Raw genomic sequence first — 20313 nt, forward strand, 5'->3', positions numbered from 1 at the left:
AGCGCCTTCGGCGAAGGCCGAAGTTGCGAATCGTAGTGTTGCTTGCAACACGTAGATCGCAATGCCCTGTAGCGACATCGTAGCGAGGGTACCCGAAGCGCAGCGTAGGGCCCCTGGTGGGGCAAGCCCTTTGCTTACTTTGGGGCGACTGCCAAAGTAAGGCGCCGTAAGGGCGCAAAGGTGACTCAGCGCCACCAAAGCAAACGGATCAGCACACAATCAAAGGCCCGACCCCAGCTCAAGCCGAGGCTTGCCGAGCCACCAAAGTCACCCAGTAGCGACTGCGCGTTTGCACAGTCAACGGCAAACTCGCCGCCAACAAATCAAGAATCCGATCGGTATCATTGAGCTGAAAAGTACCAGTGACACTGAATGACTCCAGCGCCGGCTCCCAGCGCAAAACTCCCGGACGATAACGGGCAACTTCACGCAAAAACTGCCCCAGCGGCTGATTCTCGACACTCAACACACCATCGCGCCAATCAGGCAGATGCGGATCGAAACGGCCCATGGCACCACTGCCATCGGCGTACAACGTCAATTGATCACCGTATTGCAGGGTCAGCGCCATACCCTGTTCCGGACGTACCCGCACTGCACCTTGCACAACGGAAATACGACAACTGTCAGCATCGCGGCGTAGACAGACCTGTGCCTGGCCCGTCGCGACGCGCCCAAGACCAAAATCCACGTTGATCGCCTGCGCGCGACTGACGCTCAAGGCAATCTCACCTTCGATCAAACTCAGTCGATGCTGCGCCATGTCCAGATCCACAGCAGTGTCCGTATTCAACTGCAGCATGCTGCCATCAACCAGGCGCACACCCCGACGCTCGCCGACGGCAGTACGCAAATCCGCTCGCCACGCTGCAAAGGGCAATTGTTGGCTGAGCACCCAACCGCCTGGCAGCAACACAGCCAAGGCCAGGCCACGCTTGAGCAAGGTGCGACGATTGCTTTGCGGGCGATCCAGGCTGGCCATTGCCAACGCTTGCGGCACGGCCTGAAAACGCTGGCGCAAGCCCTCGGCGCGCTGCCACACCTGCTCATGACGGGGATCGGCTGCACGCCAATGATCAAGCCGCTGCAGATCATCGGCACTTGCCCTTCCTGAATCGAGCAATGCCAGCCAACCGGCCGCGACCCGAGCCAGTTGCCGCGCCTCGGGGCTACTGGTGCGGTTCATAGTTCAACCAACAGGCAGTGTTCATAGGCTCGAGCCATGTAGCGCTTGACCGTACGTTCGCTGACCTGCAGGCGCTCGGCAATCTGCGCATAGCCCAACCCTTCGAGTTGCGACCAGAGAAATGCCCGACGCACCGGCAAGGCCAAGCCGTCGAGTACTTCGTCCAGTGCCTGCAAGGTTTCCAGCAACAACCAACGCTGCTCTGGTGAGGGCATCAGCGCTTCGGGCAGGTTGGCCAGGGCTTCACGGTAGGCGTGCTCAAGACTGCGGCGTTTGTAGAAGTTGACCAGCAGACGCTTGCCCACCGTCAGCAGGTAGGCCCTCGGTTCGCGCAGCTCTTCGAGCACCTGCGGGCTGGCCAGCAACCGCAGGAAGGTGTCCTGGCTCAAGTCGGCCGCATCCCAGCGATTGCCCAGGCGCTGGTGCAACCAGTTCTCCAGCCAACTACGGTGATCTCGATAAAGACCGTGCAGCGTCTGCTCGGAAAGGACCACCGCTTCGCTCATCTAGAAAGCACCTGCAAGGCAAAGGAATCAAATGAGATTGATTCTAATTAAATCCCCTGGCACAAGCCAAGTGCTGTTAACGCATCGGTTGATTTTATTCACTACGACGGGCCAGGCCGGAAACGATGGCCACCATCAGCAGACTGATCCCCCAGCCCACAAGAATCTCAAACCAGATCAACAGACGCACAAAGTGCTTCCAGCCGAAAGCCGTGAATTCGTCCCAGAAGCCTTGCTTGGGTGTCGGCACCAAAGGCGCCCAATCCGCCTCCTGCTGCAAGTCGACCAACGGCATCAGCACGTCCAGCGAATACGCCAAGGGGCTGAACCCGGTGTATTCCTCGCGCAGGCTGTCGCAAAGGTACCAATTGCCCTGGCCATAAAAATTCGGATCGGTTTCCTGCCCGGGATTTAGCAGGCGCCAGGCTTCGCCCCGATCAGGTCGACAGTCGAGATAGGCCAGGTTCTGGAACACCATCGGATTGCTCGGCGCAAACACCCCGTGCTGAGCGGCTGCATACCAGAACACCGAAGCACAACTGAGCCAGATACCCACGAACCAGAACAACAACTGCATTGGACGGTAACCGTAACCGGTGAGCAGCCCGTAGAGCGCATGCAGGCCAAGAGCAATACGCGAGTAGATGGCTGCGATCCAGGTCGGCCAACCCTTGGGTGGCTGGCCTACGTGGCCAATAGCGCGCAACTGCTGCTCATAGATGATCCCCAGTTCACGTGCTTCGGCAGTATGTCCCATTTCAACCAGCACGCGTTGCAACTGCCGCCAGGGCTGAGGGCGAAAGTCCTTGGCAAGTTCGGTAGCAGGCCGGTCCTTTTCAAGGCTGGGGATCTGCTGACGCAACCACGCTGAACGGAACTTGGGGTTGACTGGAGCGCGGGCTGAGAGTGCGCCATAAACAAAACCGTTGAGGGCAAGGTTCTCACCCCAGGTATGCTCGTCGTCGTCGAGCTCGGTCACTTTCGCGCCGACAAATGAGGCATTGGCCAACTTGTTCTGCAGTGCTCGAAGCAGCAACGGGCCCGACACCTGCGCACGGTCGAGAACCAGCGAAGCACCGGTTTTTCCTTCAAACCATGCGCCGCAACCATCGAAGCCGGCTGCAATCCTCGCGTCGGTGAAATTGACCGATTTATGCGCGTGAAAGCCTTTTCCAAGGCGCACCTTACCGGTCAATACACAGCGAACCGCAATCAGCGAATTGTGCTCGTCACCTTCGAAAACAGCATCCTTCTCACAGATTAAATCGCCTTCGATCCGAGCGCCGGTAAATTGAACAAGCCCCTTTGCATGAAAACCTCCGTGCAGCAGGATGCTGCCGGTCATCACCAAACCCGTTGCACTGAAAGCTACGTCACTCATGCCATCAAAGCAGGCGTCGCGACAGATGACTTGCCCAGCGATATTGGCACCAACAAATCTTACAGAGCCCTCGGCACAGAACCCATCGACAAGGAATACACCGCCGCCGACTATTAGCCGATCAGCCATCAAGGCTGCCTTTTGCGATGCCTTGAATGTCCCACTACAAAAAAACCGACCCTCGATACGTGCGCCGATCAGCCTAACGTCACCCTTTGCAGTAAATTGATCGCCGAGAAAAAAACTCCCTTCAACATGCAATTGATCAGCAAAAAGTGCACCTCCACCGTCTCCATCGATAGCCGCGCCGTCAAGGTTCAATTCTCCACCGATATGCGCACCAGCAATATCGATCCTGCCAGTACAGCGCAAACCGTTAAGAGCCACTGCTCCACGGACACTCACGCGCGAAGCGATAACCCCAGGGCTGGCACAGTCGATGAGCCACAGTGAGCCGTTGAGTTGAGCGTCAGTCAGGTCAGGCGCGAACTCGAACGTGCAATCCCAAAAGCCCAGCGAATGGGTCAAAACCGTTCCGCTCAAATCGAGAATGCCGACGATATAAGCGCCATGCAGACGCACACCTGACTCATGAACAGACCGAGTCTTATCCGCGTCCAACATCACAAACCGCAGAAAACTAGCACGTACCCGATTGTCGGCCGTTGCCTTGTCAGGGCGTTCGTGCCCCAGATACACAACATCACCTGATGGGCGATCAGCGATCAATTTCCCTTCAGCCGCTGACAATGGGGAGAAATCGCTAAGCGTCCTGTCTGTTGCGTGCATGACTGATCTCTCTGGCAAAAGCCAGCAATACTAAATTGCCACTAGTCGTTCAGCCAGCCCTTGCGGATTTTTCTCTGCAGCCTATGCCGTAGATGCATCAACGCGCAGCCTGAAACCGCGGGCATTGCCCTTCAACTTGATAGCGCAACGTCAGCAGTTGACCAGCGGTGTTTTCATAGGTCATCAACATCGGCGCGGCTGCGCAACCTCTGGGCATGGGGGTCTGTGCGATGAGCCGGGCGACATCGACCGATGTGCCGTAGGCGTAGTCCTGCACCGTAGGAAGGGTTCTGCCGGTTTGCGCTGCGTAGGCCTGCACAGCCTGCTCATGGGCAAACAGACGCGTGTCCTTCACCTCTGCTGCCCAACCCTGCGCGCCTGCACCTGCCAGCAGTACTAACGCTGCCCCAGCCAAACCTTGCATGCGCTTCATTTGCTCTTACCTCGCATGTGATGAAACGGCAGTACTGAGAAGCTTACGCCTGACAGCGGCGCCCCACTACAAGGCAATGTCCAGTGCCTTGCGCAGTTGTGCACCACGGCTGTCGGATGCCGCGCTGACTAATGCGTAGTTGTAGTCACCGTGGGACCAATAGCGCGCTTGCAGTTGCCCATCAGTGCGTTCACCACTGGGCATGCGAGCAAAGTGCTCGCCAGGCGAGCGCAGAAACAGACTGATTCGTTGTCCCTGGGCGTCTTCGAACACCACCAGGGCGGCCGGCCCCTGTTCGTTGCTCAGCAGCCGTGCACCCAGTGGGGTGAAGCCGTAGGAGGACAAGTCCGGCAGGTTACCGACGTGGCGAAAATATTGCCCCAGCCATGCTTGCAGCCGCGCGGGATCACGGGCGCTCAAGTCCAGGGCGCTGGCGTCGGCAAACAGCCGGTGCGCCTGCACGGCATCAGCCATCGGCAGGTTGCCAGCCATCAGGCTCGACTCGCGCACTTGCCAGCCGCCCAGGCCGCCGATCCCCAGCGTCACCAGTAGCACCGCTGCACTGGCCCAGCGGCGCTGCCAGCGCCGGCGTAGCTCGCGGCGCAGATGAGCCGGATCAAGCCGTGGATTAGGCACCTGCCCGGCGAACCCGGACATCGCCGCACGCAGTTGTCGGGCATCACGGCGCCAACCTTCGACGCGCATGGCCTGCTCGGGGTTGGCGGCCAGATAACGCTCTACCGCGCGTCGACGCTCCGTTTCCAGGCATTCATCCACGTAGGCGTGCAGCTCGTCTTCCGATGGAATCAACTGACTCATTTCAACCTCCGCAACACCGGGGATGCTGTAGTGCCCTCGGCCAATTCACGCAGCGCTGCCCGCGCCCGCGACAATCGCGACATCACTGTGCCGATCGGTACATCCAGGGCCTGGGCGGCCTCCTTGTAACTCAAGCCCTCGACACTGACCAGCAGCAACAAGGCCCGCTGTTCGGTGGGCAACAGCGCAAAAGCTGCCAGGCCAGACTGGGCCAGGACAATGTCCTCCGTGGCATTGCCCTGCTCTTCGGCACGTCCGAACCAGGACAGCCAGCGGGCATGCCGACGCTCGCGGCGTTTGCCATCGATAAACTGCCGGTAAAGGATGGAGAACAGCCAGGCGCGCAAACTCTCCTGCTCGCGCTGCTGGCCGCGGCGGCTCAGGGCGCGCTCGACGGTGGCCTGCACCAGGTCGTCGGCGCTGTTTGCGTCGCGGGTCAACCACACGGCGAAGCGCCGCAGTCGCTCGAGCATCTGGCGCAGTTGCTGGTCATTTAATTCATGCATTGCCGGGGCCTTGGCCTTCAAGCGTTAAGTGTACGAGGCAGACGCTGCAGAGGAAAAAATATTCCCTGCCATGGGAATAAATTCAATACCCAGGCGTCGTACCGGCTCATTCACTGACCCGGATCGTCGCCATGAGCACTCCGTTACACGGTCGTCCCCGCACCCTGCGCCTGGCTGCCATTGGTCTTGGCCTGACTGCCCTGGCCGCCGGTTTTGCCTATGCCGCCGGTTGGATCGGCAGCGACCGCCTCACCCCCAAGCGCATTATCGACACATTTGAGTCCCAGGCCGGTCACTACCCCGGCTATCGAAAGAACCACGCCAAGGGTTTGTGCGTGAGTGGCTACTTCCAGAGCAGCCAGCAGGCTGAACCGCTGTCCCGTGCCCGGGTATTCAGCCAGCCCCGGGTCCCGGTAATCGGTCGTTTCGCGATAGGCGGCAGCAATCCCTACAGTGCCGACACCAGTGTGCCGACCCGCAGTCTGGCACTGCAACTGAGCAGTGACGACGGCGAAATCTGGCGTACCGGCATGAATACCCCACCGGTGCTGGCGGTGAGCACGCCACAAGCCTTCTACCAGCAGGTTCTGGCGATGACCCCGGACCCGGCAACCGGCAAACCCGACCCGGCGCGCGTGCAAGCGTTTTTCGCCGACCATCCCGAAAGCGCACCGTTCCGCCAATGGGCCAAGGACTACCAAGCCCCGAACAGCTTTGCCAACTCCAGCTTCAACAGCATCAACGCCTTTGCCCTGATCGACCGCGACGGCAACAGCCGTTTTGTACGTTGGAGCTTGTTGCCACAAACGCCGTTCGCCGCCCTGGAAGGTCAAGTCGACGACCGCGACTACCTGCAACACGACTTACACCAGCGCCTGGCCCAAGGCCCGTTACGCTGGACCCTGCGCCTGACCCTTGCGCAAGCAGGCGATCCGGTCGATGACCCGGCCAAGCCCTGGCCGGCAGAGCGCCGTTCCGTCGATGCCGGCACCCTGGTCATCGAGCATGTCGACGGCCCCGAGCAAGGTGCCTGCCGCGACCTCAACTTTGACCCGCTGATCTTGCCCACTGGCATCGAGCCATCGGCTGACCCGATCCTGGCAGCACGCTCGGCAGCGTACGCCGAGTCCTTCAACCGCCGCAGCTACGAATCGGCAGACTTGGGAGCACGCCCATGAAACCTGTTGCCTTTCATCCTTTGGCGCGCCTGTTGCACTGGCTGATGGCCGTGCTGATCATGGCGATGCTGTTCATTGGCGTCAGCATGATCGCCGACCTGACCCCGCGTCACACCTGGCTGCTTAGCCTGCACAAGGCGATTGGTCTAGCCTTGTTGCTGCTGGTGTTGGCGCGCATGGTCCTGCGTCTGACCCTGCCCCACCCACCCTTGCCTGCCGATCTTCCAGCGATGCAGCGTCTGGCTGCCGGGGCTTCTCATCTGCTGCTGTACGGCTTGATGCTGGCCATGCCATTGATTGGTTGGGGCATGCTCTCGGCGGGAGGCTATCCGCTGCCACTGCACCTGCCGGCACTGCTGCCCCATGACCTGACCCTGTATGCCTTGCTGCGCCAGGCCCATGGCTGGCTGGCCTATTTACTGTTCGCAACGGTGCTGGTGCATCTGGGCGCAGCGCTGGTACATGCACTGGTGCGGCGCGACGGCGTGTTGCGCAGTATGTGGCCAGCGCCGTTGGGTAATACCGGAGAAAGTGACAAACAATAACGATTCTTATTATCAAGGGATTTTGCCCAGATAGTTTTTCCGGCACAATACAACGCTTGCCTTTTGAGCTTTGGATAGCCATGAACAGCGCACAGGATCCTGCCCAACCCACTTCATCGATCAGCACCGAGTCCAGTTTCGACCTGCGCCCGCTGCTGGTTGCCAACATGGCCTGCACCATGGCGATGATGGCGTTCGTCTCCTTGATTGGCCCTATTGCTCGCACCCTCAGCCTTGCCACTTGGCAGGCCGGGGCTGCGGTGACGGTGGCCGGAGTGATCTGGATGTTGCTGGCCAGGCCCTGGGGCCAGCTCAGTGATCGTCTTGGCCGGCGCCGGATTCTATTGCTCGGCACGGCCGGTTTCACCGTGGCTTACTGGGCCTTGTGTCTGTTCATCGATTCCGCATTGCACCTTCTACCCAGCGCTACCCTGGCCTTTGCCGGGCTGGTGATCGGGCGCGGCTTGATCGGCGCTTTTTACGCCGCGCTGCCGGTCGGTGGCACGGCGCTGATCGCTGACAACGTTGAGCCACAGCACCGTGCCCGCACCTTGGCATCACTCGGTGCGGCCAACGCTGTCGGCCTGGTACTGGGTCCGGCCTTGGCGGCGCTGCTGGCTCGTCACAGTTTGAGCCTGCCTTTTTACGTGATGGCGTTGCTACCGATGCTGGCTTTTGTCGTGCTGTTGCTCAAGCTCAAGCGTCAGGAGCTGCACCTAAAGCAACCGCCACGCCCGGTCCGCCTTAGCGATCCGCGCTTGCGCCGGCCTTTGCTGGTGGCGTTCGTGGCCATGCTCGGTGTTTCGGTAGCGCAGATCACCGTCGGCTTTTTCGCCCTCGACCGCTTGCGCATGAACCCGGCAGACGCCGCGCAGACCGCAGGCATTGCGCTGACCATGGTGGGTGTAGCGCTGATCTTCGCGCAACTGCTGGTGCGCAGGTTGCAGTGGCCACCGCTGCGCATGATTCGCGCAGGCGCGAGCGTTTCAGCCTTGGGCTTTGCCGCCGCCGCTTTTGCTCCCAGCGCGCCATTGCTCTGGGCCAGCTTCTTTGTTTCGGCCTGCGGGATGGGCTTCGTGTTTCCGGCCTTCTCGGCATTGGCGGCCAATGCCATGGACGCCTCCGAGCAAGGCGCCACGGCCGGTTCCATGAGCGCTGCACAAGGCCTGGGCGTGGTTATCGGCCCCCTGGCCGGAACGCTGATCTACGCGGTAGATCCGCGCCTGCCGTACCTGATTGTGGCCGGGCTGCTGCTATTGGTCGGACTGTGGCCCCACCCCAATTCCGTGTCCATACAGGCGGGCCGCTAAAGCTTCGCGGAATGTGCTTTAATGCTCCGCCAAAAATTTTTAACACATAAGGCGGCTATGGACACGGGGACACGACTCAAACTGGTGCGTGAACGCAACAAACTCTCCCAGCGGGAGCTGGCCCGTCGTAGCGGGCTGACCAACTCGACGATCTCGCAGATCGAGCAGAATCGCGTCAGCCCCTCGGTCAGTTCCCTGAAAAAACTGCTTGAGGGCATTCCCATGTCGCTGGCAGAGTTCTTCAGTTTTGACGAGCCGCCACGTGAAGAGCGTTTTGTATTCCGCTCAACCGAGCAGCCGGACCTGGGCAACAGCGGCCTACGCATGCTATTGGTCGGTGCCAGTGTCGAAGGCCGGCAAATGCGCATGCTGCGCGAACTGTATGCGCCAGGTGCCGATTCCGGTGACGAGCCCATCGTTCACTCCGAAGGTGAAGAGTGTGGCCTGGTAACCCGCGGCACCATTGAGCTGCGTGTCGGCGGTCAGGTCAGCATCCTCAACTCCGGTGACGGCTACTACTTTCCGACCACCCTGCCCCACAGTTTCAAGAACATCGGCCAGGACGAAGCAGAAATCATCAGCGCCAACACACCGGCGAACTTCTGATCGTAGGCTGCCCTGCGCTGGGGTCAGTGCAGCCTGTAGGTAGGGTGTCGGCCGGGTTGCGGCCGATCGCGGGCAAGCCCGCGCCTACCGGTTGCGCCCATAGCGACCGCTACATCCATCCCAACCAGTGCCACCAAGTCGCCGCAAACACCAGCATCAGCAGATAGCCAATCACCGTTACCAGAATCCCGACACGGGCAAATTGCTTGGCGCTGAATGTTTCGGTCCCCAGGCACACCATGTTCTGCGGTGCGTTGATCGGCAGGATAAAGCCATAGCTGACGACAAAGCCCAATGCCATGGTCATGCCCAAGCGGCTGAAATCACCCGGCAAGGTCTGCAGAACCGCAATCAGAATCGGCAACAGCGCCGAGGTCAACGCGGTGGCGCTGGCAAAGCCCAGGTGAATCAAAATCAGAAACGCCGCCAGAATCGAAAACACCCCCAGAGTTCCCAATTGATCCAGCCCGGTATTGGCCACTACCTGCGCGCCCAACCATTGTCCGGCCTGCGTGGTGAGCAAGGTGGTGCCCAGGCTGATACCAACCCCGAAGACAATCACCGTGCCCCAGGGAATCCGCGCCTGCACATCTTTCCAGGTCATTACCCCAACGCGAGGCAGTAAGAGGATGACCAACCCTGCATAGGTTGTCGAAGTGGTATCGAAGCTGTGCAGCTTGCCCTCGGTCGCCCAGGCCAACAGCAGTAGCACCGACACCCCAAGCAGGCGCTTCTGCGCTCCGCTCATCGGTCCCAGTTCAGCCAGGGTCTTGCTGACCGCCGCCTTGCCGCCGGGAATACTGTCGCTTTCGGGCGGCAACAATTTGAGCACGATGTAAATCAGCACCGCCGACATGATCACCGCCCATGGCGCACCGGCGATCAACCAGTCGATCCATGACACCCGCGCGCCGAGCATCTTGTCCATGAAACCCACTGTCAGCAGGTTTTGCGCTGCAGCGGTCTGGATACCGATGTTCCAGATACTGGTGCCTTGGGCGACGATGATCATGATGCCAGCAGCAATGTTGGAGCGCTTGTCGACGCCGAAGGCGGCGATCACCCCCATCATGATCGGCACCACACACGCGCTGCGCGCCGTGGCGCTGGGCACTACCAGGCTGAGCAGGATAGTCACCGCCACGGCGCCGAGCAGAATACGTCGGGTACTGACGCCAACGCTGGAAAGCGTCACCAGGGCAATGCGCCGGTCCAGCCCCGTATGGGTCATGGCTGCAGCAATGAACAAGGCGCCCACCACCAAGGCCAGTGCGCTGTTAGAGAAGCCGGTAAGGGCCAGGCTGATGGCCGCCGAGGAGCCATAGGTCACCGATGGATCGGCCACGGTCGGCGCTGTGCCGAGCAGAAATGCCATCAACGAGGTGATCATGATTGCGCTGGCTTCGTACGACACGGCCTCGCTGATCCATACCACCACGGCAAAGGCCAGGATCGCCAGCACGCGGTGACCGGCCACCGGCAAGTCGGCGGGCAGCGGCAGCATCAACACCCCGACCAATGCTGCTATTGCCAACAACAAGCCAATTGGAATCTTGACCCGGGCAGGTTGTGCACTCGGTGCACTTGCCGACGAACTCATGAGCATCTCCCTGTAATACATGAGTGACCATCATCAGCCACTTCACCTGTGAACGAACTGATGCGCATCAACACCAGCAGAGCGAGCATTGTCAGACAAAATGTAGTGCGCAAAAAAAATCACTACAAAACCTATTGACGCCGTTCGTCGGCCCTTGCATGATGAGGCCGTCTCCCCGATCGGGGACACTGGCAAGGGTGTTCCAGGCAGCTCGAAGGATCCATGAGCTGTATGCGGATGGGTACTGCCCAAAAGGCAGCGTGTAAAAGCCCCCAGTTGTGACGCTGCTGTAGCAGCTTTCTTTCAACGCTACATGACGTGTTTGAACTCAACTAAAAATGGCCTAGGGGGCTTTATGATGAATCTGAACAATCAACCGACTATCGACGAATTGGCTCAACTGTTCGCAGCGCGTAAAGACACGCTCGACAGCCACATTCTCTGGGTTTGCGAAGAGGGCGAAGTTCGCCTGGACGGCCTGGGGACCCTCACCGATGAAGCACAGTTCGAGCAACGCACGCCGAACATGCGTGCCCGGTTGAAGATGTACCGTCGTGGTCAAGGCTATGTCGGCAAGAAAGCCGCCGCCGACACCCAGTACGTAGGCCGTGTTCTGCAGACCCTGCAGCACGAGTGGTCGACACTGCAAAACCAGCCAGGCGTTGCGGTAATCGATCGCCTCTGCTGATAACAGCACTTATTGCAATACCAAAGCCCAGTGCCTGCACTGGGCTTTTTTCATGCTGTCGATATCTGGCTACAATGGCGCTTTTCCTGCAGAGAGTTGCCATGAACAATCCCGCATTCGGAACCGGCGACGCCTCCTACCAGGCCGCAGGCGGCATCGAGGGCCTGCGGCGCCTGGTCGATGATTTCTATCGATTGATGGATGAGAGCCCGGATGCCCGCCCGGTGCGACAGATGCACCCGGACAACCTCGACAACGCGCGAGACAAACTGGCCTGTTTTCTGAGCGGGTGGCTCGGTGGCCCGTCACTGTTCAAGGAGCGCTATGGATCGATCGCCATTCCGGCATTCCATGCCCAATGGCCGATCGATCAATCCCACAGCGACATCTGGTTGAGCTGCATGGAGCAAGCCATCGCCAAGCAAGGCTACTCAGCCGCGTTTGCCCATTACCTGCTGCTGCAACTGCGTGTGCCGGCCCAGCGTATTGTCCAGGCCAGCCACAATCGCCATTCTCAAGCCTGACGCCGCAGGGGTATCTGCTCTATCGGGAACTCACCGGTGAGCAAGGCCCTGGCCCGATTTACCCCCCAGACCATGGCCCGGGTCATGGTTTCGCCGGGGCGGCTGGGATAATACTCCTCCACCATCGCCTTGCCATGGCTGGCGTAAATGCCGATAAACAGTTGCGTGGCGCCCGTACGCGACAGCCTGACTTGAACATCAATGTTGGTACCGTCACTGAGCAGCTCATCGTGACTGCGGCTATGCAACTGGGCGTCCGCCCATTGCCAGTATGTTTCTTCCCTGATACGCATCGGTCATCCCCTGTATTGAAAGCAGCCGGACAAGTAAGGCATACATGCGCCAATCACGCGAGCATCTATGCCGCAACCTTTGAGCAAGGTCAAACAATGCATAAAAAACCCCGCGACATTGTGCGGGGTGGTGTGAAGGAGTTCACTTTTTCAACGGGATCCTGGGCATGAAACGACCCTTCTTCGCACGTTGCAGGTGGCACGGTTTGGCGTGATCAGCCTCATCCTGGGTCATATGGGCAAACCCCAGGCGAAATGCAGATTGGCCACAACGTACCTGACTGTTGATGGGAAATTCGTCGCCGTTGTCCTCGAAATACGATTCACTCATGCCCTGTCTCCCTCTGACAGTGGGTCGGTATGGGCAAATAGTTGGTTGCCCGGAAATTACCGTCCCAAGTGATTCAGAGACTAGCCGGTCATTTATCGACCATGGAGACAAAAAGCAAAAAGCCCGACCAGTGGCCGAGCCATTTTGTCGCACCCAAGTGTCTACCGGAGCTTGACCGCTGTCCCAGTGACAAACACCACGACCATGCCGCCGCGCGCAGATGGCATGCTGATTTCATAATCCAGGCCCACGACCGCATCAGCCTGCAGGCTGCGCGCGCGGGCTTTGATTTCATCCGTCGCTTGCTCGCGGGCTTCCTTCAATGCGCTTTCCAGGGTTTGCGAACGACCGCCGAAAAAGTCCCGAAAGCTGGTGAAAACGTCACGAACCACGTTGATACCCTGGACCGATTCGGCGCTGACCACGTCCAGGTAGGCGGCGATCTGGCGCCCCTCGATAGTGCCTGTGGTGGTGATGATCATACTGCTCTCCTTCGGTCTTGCAGGTTGTACGCCCAGCCCTAGCGGCTCGGCTAAAGCGCGATGGTAACAAATGCCAGCGGCGATGAGCCCAGCCAGTAGTTTGTGTTAACCCCCAGGCGCTCTTAGACTGCAGCCACGACTCACCCTTGCGAAGGATGCGCAAATGTCCTCCCCCGCTACGCCTGCGAGTGCTTCCTGGGCCGAACTGCTGCACGGTCGCAACGCCCTGCGCTCGATCGCATTGGCTGGCGGCGTGGCACTGCACGCGATCAACGTTTACATCGTGACCACCATTCTGCCGACGGTCATCGCCGATATTGGCGGGCTGGCGTTCTATGCCTGGAGTACGACGCTGTTCGTGGTCACGTCGATCATTGGCTCTACCCTTTCGGCACGCCTGCTCGAAGGGCTTGGCGCGCGGCGCGCGTTCCTGCTGGCACTGACGATCTTCGCCGTAGGTTCAATCCTCTGCGCAGCGGCGCCGAGCATGCCGGTGCTGCTTACCGGTCGCAGCGTCCAGGGCCTGGGCGGTGGGGTTTTGTTTGCCCTGAGCTATGCCCTGATCCGTCTGGTGTTCGACGAGCGCTTATGGCCTCGCGCGATGGCCATGGTCTCGGGCATGTGGGGCCTGGCGACGCTGTGTGGGCCAGCCATTGGTGGCGTGTTCGCCGAGGGCGGACATTGGCGCTGGGCATTCTGGGCCCTACTGCCGGTAATCGGCCTGCTGGCGGTCATTGTGGTCACTCAACTGAACAACAGCCTCGCCGCCACCTCCAGTAGCACACGCCCACCCTACGCTTTGATTGTCTGCCTGGTCGCTTCGGTGCTGGCTATTTCGGCAGCCAGCCTCAGCAGTCACTTGCTGTGGAATTTGCTCGGCATTGGCGCCGGCCTTGCCATCGGCGTGCTGATTGCCCGCCTGGATCGAAACCCGCAAAGCCGCTTGCTGCCCACGGGGGCCTATTCGCTTGGCAGCCGGCTCGGTGTGCTGTACGCAATGATGTGCCTGTTGATCGCAGCGGTGACCACCGAGATTTTCGTGCCCTATTTTCTTCAGCAGATCCACGGCCTCGGGCCTCTCGCCGCGGGCTATATGACCGCAGCCATGGCAGCTGGCTGGACAGTCGCTGCATTACTGAGCGCCAGCCGTACAGGGGATGCGGCCGAGCGGATGATGCGCGTTGGCCCGGTGATCATCGTGTTGGCAATGTTGGCTCTGGCATTGATGACAGCGCAGCTTGGATGGCTGCGCACCACAGTCGGCGTGGTCAGCTACTGCCTTGCCCTGGCCGGGGTTGGACTGGGTATCGGCGTAGGCTGGCCACACCTGCTGACGCGCGTGCTGAGCTCGGCGCGTCCTGGCGAGGAAAACCTGGCATCGGCCTCGATCACCACCGTGCAACTGTACGCCACAGCCCTGGCTGCGGCACTCGCTGGCGTCGTAAGTAACAGTGCAGGCCTGGTTGAACCTGGCGGCGTAGTCGGGGCCCAGCACGCCGCCGCGTGGCTGTTTGGTGTGTTCACGCTTGCTCCGCTGCTGACGCTCCTGCTGGTTCGACGCATTACCGGCACCCGCGCACTTGCCCTGGCCTGATGCGCAGTTCAATCAAGCCCGGCCTTGCGCCGTAACTCGACCCGCCAACAGTCGCGACCCAAACACATTGATCAGCAACCCGACCATTACCAGCCCCGCCCCCCAGCCTTGCAGCGGTGTCAGCCGCTCGCCCAGCAACAGCGCCGAGGAGCTCAAACCCACCACCGGCACCAACAACGAGAACGGCGCCACCTTGCCTGCGGGGTAGCGTGACAGCAGGTAACTCCACAGGCTGTAGCCAAGCATGGTGGCAATAAAGGCCAGGTACGCCAGCGACAGGATTGAACTCCACCCGATCCCGCGCAACGAGCTTTCAATCAGGGTCGGTCCTTCCAGCCACCAGGACAGCGCCAGGAACGGCAACGGCGGGATTAATCCGCCCCAGATCACCAGGGCGACCAGATCTATATTGCCGAAGCGCCGGGTAATAATATTGCCCATGGCCCACATCGCCGCCGCACACAAGGTCAGCAACAGCGCGAAAAACGGCACGCTGGCGCCGTTCTCGCTGCCAATCAGAGTCAGCCCTCCCGCTGCGACCAGAAGCCCCAGCACACTTGCTGCACGCAGCCGCTCGCCAAGAAAGATCGCGGCAAAGAACAGGGTGAAAAAGGCTTGTGATTGCAACACCAGCGAGGCCAGACCCGGTGGCATGCCATTGCCCATCGCCTCGAAGAGAAAAGCGAACTGACCCAGTGAAATGGTAGCGCCATAAGCGATCAGCCAACGCCAGGGCAACTGTGGGCGCTTGACTAGCAACACCGCCGGAAATGCCACCAAGGCAAAGCGCAGCGCCCCCAGTAACATCGGTGGCAAGCCATCCAGGCCAACCTTGATCACGACGAAATTGACACCCCAGGCAATAATTACCACCAGGGCCAACAGTAAGTCCTTTAACGGCATATCCCGATCCGGCTTTGTAATATTTCGCAACAGCATAACCTTATGCTCGCGTTGCTGGCATCCCGGATGCGACCTGCACCTGCCCTTGAGTCCGCCGCAGCCCAGCGTGTTCGCGGCCTTGGCACTGATAGACGAGGCTTATCGATCAGTCACTAAAAGCAATTTGACGCCACCCCAGTGCCTCCCTATGCTCGATAAGGCGCACTCCTGTTCAATGCATTTGCACCCATGCATTCCCCGCCGCGACGGGAGCCTGATCAAAAGAGGCAATGGCATCTGTGAACGCAAGCGACAACACATTGGTCGATGGTTTCGATCGCAAGATCGACTATCTCAGAATGTCGGTCACCGATCGCTGCGACTTCCGTTGCGTCTATTGCATGGCCGAAGACATGCAGTTCCTGCCTCGCCAACGCATTCTTACCCTTGAAGAGCTGTATCAGGTCGCCGAGCGTTTCGTCGCCATGGGCACACGCAAAATTCGCCTCACCGGGGGCGAACCGCTGGTACGCAAGGGCATCGTCGATTTGTGCGCCCGCATTGCCGCGCTGCCAGGCTTGCGCGAGCTGTGCATGACCAGCAATGGCTCGCAGCTTGGGCGCCTGGCCAAACCGCTGTTCGATGCGGGCCTGTCGCGCCTCAACATCAGTCTGGACAGCCTCGATCACCAGCGTTTCAAGGCGCTTACCCGTACGGGTGATCTTGATCAGGTAATCGCCGGGATCGACGCGGCACGAGCAGCGGGGTTTCGCCGCACCAAGCTCAACTGCGTGGTACTCAAGGGCCGTAACGACGGCGAGATCAATGATCTGGTGCGTTTTGCCATTGATCGTGAGCTGGATATTTCCTTTATTGAAGAAATGCCGCTCGGCGTCATCAGCGAACATGAGCGAAGCGAGTCGTATTGCTCCAGCGATGAAGTTCGCGCACGCATTGCCGAGCAGTTCACCCTGATCGAATCCGCCGAGTCCACCCAGGGCCCCTCACGCTATTGGCGCCTGGCCGAAGCCGCGCACATTCGCATTGGTTTCATTTCCCCCCACAGCCACAATTTCTGCGCCACCTGCAACCGGGTACGACTCACAGTCGAAGGCCGCTTGTTGCTGTGCCTGGGCAATGATCACGCCAGCGACTTGAAACAGGTACTGCGCGCCCACCCCGGCGACAACGCACGCCTGGACAAAGCCATTCGCGATGCCATGGGTCTGAAACCCTACAGTCATCACTTCGACGTCAATGGTGATGTGCAGATACTGCGCTTCATGAACATGACCGGCGGCTAGACGCTGCGCGGTTTACCCTCCTCTATCGATCCTCTGCACTACCTTTCGGGCATAACTGCGCCTGTCTTCATGAGTTTTCGCTACAACGCCCTCACTTGACTGCGCTTGTATATACATGATGATATCTGCAAACGTCACCGACCCTGTGTCCGGTCGGCGATCAACCGCTCGACAACAACAAAATGCGGAGATCCACAGCAATGACCCAGGCCAGCGCTTCGCGCAGCAAGCCATTGATCGAGCGGCGCTCGATCGACTACATCCCGGAAAATGAGCGACACGGACGCCTGTACAGCCAATTCACCTTATGGCTGGGCGCCAACCTGCAGATCACCGCAATTGTGACCGGGGCCTTGGCCGTGGTGCTCGGTGGCGATGTGTTCTGGTCACTGATCGGCTTGCTGATCGGCCAACTGGTGGGGGGCGCAGTCATGGCACTGCATGCCGCCCAAGGGCCGAAGCTGGGGCTGCCGCAGATGATATCCAGCCGGGTGCAATTCGGTGTTTATGGCGCAGCCATCCCGATCACCCTGGTGTGCCTGATGTACTTGGGCTTCACGGCTACCGGCACTGTGTTGTCGGGCCAGGCCATTGGCCAGTTGCTGAGCGTCAGTGACAGCACAGGGATCCTCATCTTTGCCGGCGTGATCGTACTGGCGACGGTGTTCGGCTACCGCATGATCCATTGGATCGGGCGCATCGCCAGCGTGCTGGGGATCATTGCCTTCGTCTACCTGTTTAGCCGCATCCTGACCATTACCGACATCAGCCAGCTTCTGCAAAACCGCCACTTCACCTGGGCGTCGTTTCTGTTGGCGGTATCACTGTCGGCTTCCTGGCAGATTTCCTTTGGACCTTATGTAGCAGACTACTCGCGCTACCTGCCAAGCAATACCTCCTCGTTCAAGACCTTCCTGGCCGCAGGCCTTGGCTCAGTGGTGGGCTCACAAGCTTCGATGATGCTTGGGGTATTTGCCGCAGCAATTGCCAATGGGCAGTTCTCCGGCCGTGAAGTCGCCTACATCGTCGGCCTGGGTGGCACGGGTGCCACCGCGGCGCTGCTGTACTTCAGCATTGCCTTTGGCAAGGTGACCATCTCTACCCTCAACTCCTACGGCAGCTTCATGTGTATCGCCACCATCATCAGTGGCTTTCGCGGGCATATCGAAGTCAGCCGCCGTCAGCGCCTGATCTTCGTGCTGTGCATTGTCGGTGCTGCGACGATCATCGCCCTGCTTGGGCAGCACTCGTTCCTCGCCGCGTTCAAGTCGTTCATTTTGTTCCTGCTGACATTCTTCGTGCCCTGGAGCGCGGTCAACCTGGTGGATTACTATTTCATCACCAAGGAACGCTATGACGTACCGGCGCTGGCCGATCCCAAGGGCCGCTACGGGCGCTGGAACATGCCTGGCATTATCGTCTACACCATTGGTGTACTGATCCAGATGCCGTTCATTTCAACCAAGCTCTACACCGGCCCAATGGTTGCCCACCTGGGCGGTGTCGACGTGTCGTGGATCATTGGCCTGATCGTCCCGAGCGTGCTGTATTACCTGGTCGCTCGCGGCAAGGCAGCCCAGGCACCGGCGCACATGATTCTGCCGAAACCGGCTGCATCCTAAGCTGACATTGCGCGTTGCCCACCGTTCCCACGGTGGGCAACGACCGTTCGGCGCACGACAGAATAACGACATATTTTTATGCTGTAATTGATCTTGTAGGCCACTTCACCCCTCGAGGGTACTGCCATGAAGATCAGACTGTCGGTCGTGTTGCTTCTCGCTGCCTTGTGCGCGTTTCCCGCCTTGAGCCCAGCGGCTCAAACCGCGCCCCCGCAAGCCGATTCCGTTGCCTTGACTACCCGCTTGGCCCTGCGTGACCTGTGGGTGGAGCATGTTTTCTGGATTCGCAACTATGCCATCGCCAACCAAGCCGGTAATCGCCAACAGGCGGATACTGCCAGCCAGGAAGTGGTCAATAACGCCACCGCGATAGCCAACAGTATCGCACCGCTGTATGGCCAACCTGCCGCTGACCAGTTACTTCAATTGCTCGGTGGACACTGGGGTGCGGTCAAGCACTACAGTGACGCCACTGTCAGTCAATCCGCTTCCGGCAAGCAGGCAGCCGTGGACGATTTAACCCGCAACGCCAAGGCCTTGGCCAAATTCCTCTCCAGCGCCAATCCCTATTTGCCTGAAGTAACGCTGACGACCCTGCTCGTTGCACACGGAGGGCACCATATCGCCCAGATCGACGAGTTGGCGAAAAAGGACTACAAGGCAGAAGCTGGCACATGGAAACACATGCGCGAGCACATTCTCGGGTTGGCCGACGCCTTGACGGCGGCGCTGGTCAAACAATTCCCGGACAAGTTCTGAGCGAGGTCTGTCGATGTTCGAAGGTCTCGGACGCACTCAACAGGATCTGCTTTCGGCACTGCTGTACAAGGTCGCGGGCATGAGCATCGAAGAGCTGGCCAGCCAGCTTGCAGTCACCCGCACAGCGGTGCGCCAGCACCTGGCCGCACTGGAGCGTGACGGTCTGGTGGTACGCGGCGATCTGCGTGCCACTGGCCGGCGCCCCGAGCAGCTATACCGCCTGAGCGTCAGTGGCAAAGAACTTTTTCCGCGCCACTACCACCTGCTGGCCAATTTGCTGATCGATGAAATCGCCAGCCTGATCGGCCATGAAGCCCTGGTGGCCTTGATGCGCAGCCTGGGTAGAAAGATGGCCGCAGACCTGAGTGCTACTCGCCTCGATGAGCAACAGATTGCCAACCACATGAACGATGTCGGCTATGAGTCCGAAGTGTTTTTTCGTTCGGGAGAAGCGACGCAGATAGTCGCTCACAACTGCGTATTCCATCAGTTGGCCGAAGCTCACCCGCAAATCTGTGAGCTCGACCTGGCATTGATTGGCAGCCTGGGGGGTGGGCAGGTGCAGCACCTGGAGTGCATGCTGCGCGGTGGCCAGGTCTGTCGATTTCAGCTGATACGCGACGCCTCATAACTTGGCGATCGACACCTCGGTGGATTTCACGAAGGCAATCACTTCGCTGCCCACGCGCAGTTCCAGTTCGTGTACCGAACGCGTGGTAATCACTGAGGTGACAATGCCAGCGGGTGTCTGCACGTCGATTTCCGACACCACCGGCCCTTCAATGATCTCCTTGACCGTGCCCTTGAACTGATTGCGTACGTTGATCGCCTTGATGGTCATGCCTGCTTCCTCGTTCCGGGGTGCACTGCGGCGCAGTGCTTGAGGTGCAGAGTGCACGCTTACCGAAAAAACAAAAAAGAATAATTAATCATTTTGTTAGATCAGTAATGAATATAAGAGGAAAACATCACCGT

General features: G+C 59.6%; 23 protein-coding genes. 11 read left to right on the forward strand and 12 right to left on the reverse strand.

From position 1 onward, the window contains the following. Positions 1–238 precede the first annotated feature (238 nt). The 6 genes from D3Z90_RS14870 to D3Z90_RS14895 all read right to left on the reverse strand — a co-directional run bounded on the left by D3Z90_RS14870 (position 239) and on the right by D3Z90_RS14895 (position 5620). Positions 239–1186 carry a FecR domain-containing protein gene (locus D3Z90_RS14870; RefSeq protein WP_136476784.1) on the reverse strand — a complete coding sequence of 316 codons (948 nt, stop codon included), beginning with the start codon at positions 1184–1186 and terminating at the stop codon, positions 239–241. Continuing rightward, positions 1183–1692: a sigma-70 family RNA polymerase sigma factor gene (locus D3Z90_RS14875; RefSeq protein WP_136476785.1), complete on the reverse strand. Its 510-nt coding sequence runs from the start codon at positions 1690–1692 to the stop codon at positions 1183–1185. Before D3Z90_RS14875 ends, D3Z90_RS14870 begins: the two co-directional genes overlap by 4 nt. A 94-nt stretch (positions 1693–1786) precedes the next feature. Next, positions 1787–3862, reverse strand: a complete 2076-nt coding sequence (locus D3Z90_RS27050) for a membrane-associated oxidoreductase (protein ID WP_256658212.1) — start codon at positions 3860–3862, stop codon at positions 1787–1789. Positions 3863–3959: 97 nt separating this feature from the next. Further along, positions 3960–4295 carry a DUF2790 domain-containing protein gene (locus D3Z90_RS14885; RefSeq protein ID WP_136476786.1) on the reverse strand — a complete coding sequence of 112 codons (336 nt, stop codon included), beginning with the start codon at positions 4293–4295 and terminating at the stop codon, positions 3960–3962. A gap of 66 nt (positions 4296–4361) precedes the next feature. Beyond that, on the reverse strand, positions 4362–5114 hold the full coding sequence (locus D3Z90_RS14890; RefSeq protein ID WP_136476787.1) for an anti-sigma factor: 753 nt from the start codon (positions 5112–5114) through the stop codon (positions 4362–4364). Next, on the reverse strand, positions 5111–5620 hold the full coding sequence (locus D3Z90_RS14895; RefSeq protein ID WP_136476788.1) for a sigma-70 family RNA polymerase sigma factor: 510 nt from the start codon (positions 5618–5620) through the stop codon (positions 5111–5113). The genes D3Z90_RS14890 and D3Z90_RS14895 overlap by 4 nt, the downstream gene beginning before the upstream one ends. 131 nt (positions 5621–5751) lie before the next feature. On the opposite strand from D3Z90_RS14895, the gene D3Z90_RS14900 reads away from it, so the two are divergent. The 4 genes from D3Z90_RS14900 to D3Z90_RS14915 all read left to right on the forward strand — a co-directional run bounded on the left by D3Z90_RS14900 (position 5752) and on the right by D3Z90_RS14915 (position 9259). Further along, a complete protein-coding gene (locus tag D3Z90_RS14900; RefSeq protein ID WP_136476789.1) occupies positions 5752–6798 on the forward strand; it encodes a catalase family peroxidase in 1047 nt (348 codons plus the stop codon). After that, entirely contained in the window at positions 6795–7343 is a 549-nt protein-coding gene (locus tag D3Z90_RS14905; protein WP_136476790.1) for a cytochrome b, read from the forward strand. The genes D3Z90_RS14900 and D3Z90_RS14905 overlap by 4 nt, the downstream gene beginning before the upstream one ends. Positions 7344–7423: 80 nt before the next feature. Further along, complete coding sequence (locus D3Z90_RS14910; RefSeq protein ID WP_136476791.1) at positions 7424–8653, forward strand: MFS transporter; 1230 nt, start codon at positions 7424–7426, stop codon at positions 8651–8653. 57 nt (positions 8654–8710) lie between these two features. Next, positions 8711–9259 carry a cupin domain-containing protein gene (locus tag D3Z90_RS14915; RefSeq protein ID WP_136476792.1) on the forward strand — a complete coding sequence of 183 codons (549 nt, stop codon included), beginning with the start codon at positions 8711–8713 and terminating at the stop codon, positions 9257–9259. A gap of 109 nt (positions 9260–9368) precedes the next feature. On the opposite strand, the gene D3Z90_RS14920 is transcribed toward D3Z90_RS14915, so the two are convergent. Continuing rightward, entirely contained in the window at positions 9369–10859 is a 1491-nt protein-coding gene (locus D3Z90_RS14920; protein WP_136476793.1) for a DASS family sodium-coupled anion symporter, read from the reverse strand. 355 nt (positions 10860–11214) lie between these two features. Between D3Z90_RS14920 and D3Z90_RS14925 the strand changes: the two genes are divergently transcribed. Together D3Z90_RS14925 and D3Z90_RS14930 are read left to right on the forward strand one after the other, a co-directional pair. Beyond that, positions 11215–11547: a hypothetical protein gene (locus D3Z90_RS14925; RefSeq protein ID WP_136476794.1), complete on the forward strand. Its 333-nt coding sequence runs from the start codon at positions 11215–11217 to the stop codon at positions 11545–11547. 101 nt (positions 11548–11648) lie between these two features. Then, positions 11649–12071, forward strand: coding sequence for a group II truncated hemoglobin (locus D3Z90_RS14930; protein ID WP_178084189.1), 423 nt, complete (start codon positions 11649–11651; stop codon positions 12069–12071). Here the strand turns inward: D3Z90_RS14930 and D3Z90_RS14935 are convergent. The 3 genes from D3Z90_RS14935 to D3Z90_RS14945 form a co-directional block, all read right to left on the reverse strand. Then, positions 12062–12364 (reverse strand): hypothetical protein, encoded by a 303-nt coding sequence (locus tag D3Z90_RS14935; RefSeq protein WP_136476796.1) that lies wholly within the window; start codon positions 12362–12364, stop codon positions 12062–12064. The genes D3Z90_RS14930 and D3Z90_RS14935 overlap by 10 nt on opposite strands. A gap of 142 nt (positions 12365–12506) precedes the next feature. Further along, positions 12507–12695, reverse strand: coding sequence for a hypothetical protein (locus D3Z90_RS14940; RefSeq protein ID WP_136476797.1), 189 nt, complete (start codon positions 12693–12695; stop codon positions 12507–12509). A gap of 161 nt (positions 12696–12856) precedes the next feature. Then, entirely contained in the window at positions 12857–13177 is a 321-nt protein-coding gene (locus tag D3Z90_RS14945) for a YbjQ family protein (protein WP_136476798.1), read from the reverse strand. Between the two features lie 163 nt (positions 13178–13340). Here D3Z90_RS14945 and D3Z90_RS14950 point away from each other — a divergent pair, with 163 nt between their 5' ends. Continuing rightward, on the forward strand, positions 13341–14771 hold the full coding sequence (locus D3Z90_RS14950; RefSeq protein WP_136476799.1) for an MFS transporter: 1431 nt from the start codon (positions 13341–13343) through the stop codon (positions 14769–14771). A gap of 12 nt (positions 14772–14783) precedes the next feature. On the opposite strand, the gene D3Z90_RS14955 is transcribed toward D3Z90_RS14950, so the two are convergent. Then, entirely contained in the window at positions 14784–15674 is an 891-nt protein-coding gene (locus D3Z90_RS14955) for an EamA family transporter (RefSeq protein ID WP_136476800.1), read from the reverse strand. Positions 15675–15943: 269 nt separating this feature from the next. On the opposite strand from D3Z90_RS14955, the gene moaA reads away from it, so the two are divergent. From moaA to D3Z90_RS14975, 4 genes are all read left to right on the forward strand, one after another. Then, positions 15944–16957, forward strand: coding sequence for a GTP 3',8-cyclase MoaA (gene moaA, locus D3Z90_RS14960; protein WP_136476801.1), 1014 nt, complete (start codon positions 15944–15946; stop codon positions 16955–16957). 200 nt (positions 16958–17157) lie between these two features. Then, on the forward strand, positions 17158–18579 hold the full coding sequence (locus tag D3Z90_RS14965; RefSeq protein ID WP_136476802.1) for a cytosine permease: 1422 nt from the start codon (positions 17158–17160) through the stop codon (positions 18577–18579). Between the two features lie 126 nt (positions 18580–18705). After that, positions 18706–19338 carry a hypothetical protein gene (locus D3Z90_RS14970; RefSeq protein ID WP_136476803.1) on the forward strand — a complete coding sequence of 211 codons (633 nt, stop codon included), beginning with the start codon at positions 18706–18708 and terminating at the stop codon, positions 19336–19338. 13 nt (positions 19339–19351) lie between these two features. Beyond that, positions 19352–19969 (forward strand): metalloregulator ArsR/SmtB family transcription factor, encoded by a 618-nt coding sequence (locus D3Z90_RS14975; protein ID WP_136476804.1) that lies wholly within the window; start codon positions 19352–19354, stop codon positions 19967–19969. Here the strand turns inward: D3Z90_RS14975 and D3Z90_RS14980 are convergent. Further along, positions 19964–20179 (reverse strand): molybdopterin-binding protein, encoded by a 216-nt coding sequence (locus tag D3Z90_RS14980; RefSeq protein WP_136476805.1) that lies wholly within the window; start codon positions 20177–20179, stop codon positions 19964–19966. The genes D3Z90_RS14975 and D3Z90_RS14980 overlap by 6 nt on opposite strands. Positions 20180–20313: the final 134 nt, after the last annotated feature.

The organism is Pseudomonas sp. DG56-2 (assembly GCF_004803755.1).
GTDB classification, from domain to species: domain Bacteria; phylum Pseudomonadota; class Gammaproteobacteria; order Pseudomonadales; family Pseudomonadaceae; genus Aquipseudomonas; species Aquipseudomonas auratipiscis.

Excerpts from the sequence above, each read along its gene's own strand:
- D3Z90_RS14905 (WP_136476790.1), top strand. The coding sequence starts at position 6,795 with ATGAAACCTGTTGCCTTTCATCCTTTGGCGCGCCTGTTGCACTGGCTG.
- D3Z90_RS14875 (WP_136476785.1), bottom strand. The coding sequence starts at position 1,692 with ATGAGCGAAGCGGTGGTCCTTTCCGAGCAGACGCTGCACGGTCTTTAT.
- D3Z90_RS14910 (WP_136476791.1), top strand. The coding sequence starts at position 7,424 with ATGAACAGCGCACAGGATCCTGCCCAACCCACTTCATCGATCAGCACC.
- D3Z90_RS14925 (WP_136476794.1), top strand. The coding sequence starts at position 11,215 with ATGATGAATCTGAACAATCAACCGACTATCGACGAATTGGCTCAACTG.
- D3Z90_RS14950 (WP_136476799.1), top strand. The coding sequence starts at position 13,341 with ATGTCCTCCCCCGCTACGCCTGCGAGTGCTTCCTGGGCCGAACTGCTG.
- D3Z90_RS14935 (WP_136476796.1), bottom strand. The coding sequence starts at position 12,364 with ATGCGTATCAGGGAAGAAACATACTGGCAATGGGCGGACGCCCAGTTG.
- D3Z90_RS14945 (WP_136476798.1), bottom strand. The coding sequence starts at position 13,177 with ATGATCATCACCACCACAGGCACTATCGAGGGGCGCCAGATCGCCGCC.
- D3Z90_RS14890 (WP_136476787.1), bottom strand. The coding sequence starts at position 5,114 with ATGAGTCAGTTGATTCCATCGGAAGACGAGCTGCACGCCTACGTGGAT.
- D3Z90_RS14915 (WP_136476792.1), top strand. The coding sequence starts at position 8,711 with ATGGACACGGGGACACGACTCAAACTGGTGCGTGAACGCAACAAACTC.
- D3Z90_RS14955 (WP_136476800.1), bottom strand. The coding sequence starts at position 15,674 with ATGCCGTTAAAGGACTTACTGTTGGCCCTGGTGGTAATTATTGCCTGG.
- D3Z90_RS14970 (WP_136476803.1), top strand. The coding sequence starts at position 18,706 with ATGAAGATCAGACTGTCGGTCGTGTTGCTTCTCGCTGCCTTGTGCGCG.
- D3Z90_RS14965 (WP_136476802.1), top strand. The coding sequence starts at position 17,158 with ATGACCCAGGCCAGCGCTTCGCGCAGCAAGCCATTGATCGAGCGGCGC.
- D3Z90_RS14980 (WP_136476805.1), bottom strand. The coding sequence starts at position 20,179 with ATGACCATCAAGGCGATCAACGTACGCAATCAGTTCAAGGGCACGGTC.
- D3Z90_RS14920 (WP_136476793.1), bottom strand. The coding sequence starts at position 10,859 with ATGAGTTCGTCGGCAAGTGCACCGAGTGCACAACCTGCCCGGGTCAAG.
- D3Z90_RS14930 (WP_178084189.1), top strand. The coding sequence starts at position 11,649 with ATGAACAATCCCGCATTCGGAACCGGCGACGCCTCCTACCAGGCCGCA.
- D3Z90_RS14900 (WP_136476789.1), top strand. The coding sequence starts at position 5,752 with ATGAGCACTCCGTTACACGGTCGTCCCCGCACCCTGCGCCTGGCTGCC.
- D3Z90_RS14870 (WP_136476784.1), bottom strand. The coding sequence starts at position 1,186 with ATGAACCGCACCAGTAGCCCCGAGGCGCGGCAACTGGCTCGGGTCGCG.
- D3Z90_RS27050 (WP_256658212.1), bottom strand. The coding sequence starts at position 3,862 with ATGCACGCAACAGACAGGACGCTTAGCGATTTCTCCCCATTGTCAGCG.
- D3Z90_RS14895 (WP_136476788.1), bottom strand. The coding sequence starts at position 5,620 with ATGCATGAATTAAATGACCAGCAACTGCGCCAGATGCTCGAGCGACTG.
- D3Z90_RS14885 (WP_136476786.1), bottom strand. The coding sequence starts at position 4,295 with ATGAAGCGCATGCAAGGTTTGGCTGGGGCAGCGTTAGTACTGCTGGCA.
- moaA (WP_136476801.1), top strand. The coding sequence starts at position 15,944 with ATGGCATCTGTGAACGCAAGCGACAACACATTGGTCGATGGTTTCGAT.
- D3Z90_RS14940 (WP_136476797.1), bottom strand. The coding sequence starts at position 12,695 with ATGAGTGAATCGTATTTCGAGGACAACGGCGACGAATTTCCCATCAAC.
- D3Z90_RS14975 (WP_136476804.1), top strand. The coding sequence starts at position 19,352 with ATGTTCGAAGGTCTCGGACGCACTCAACAGGATCTGCTTTCGGCACTG.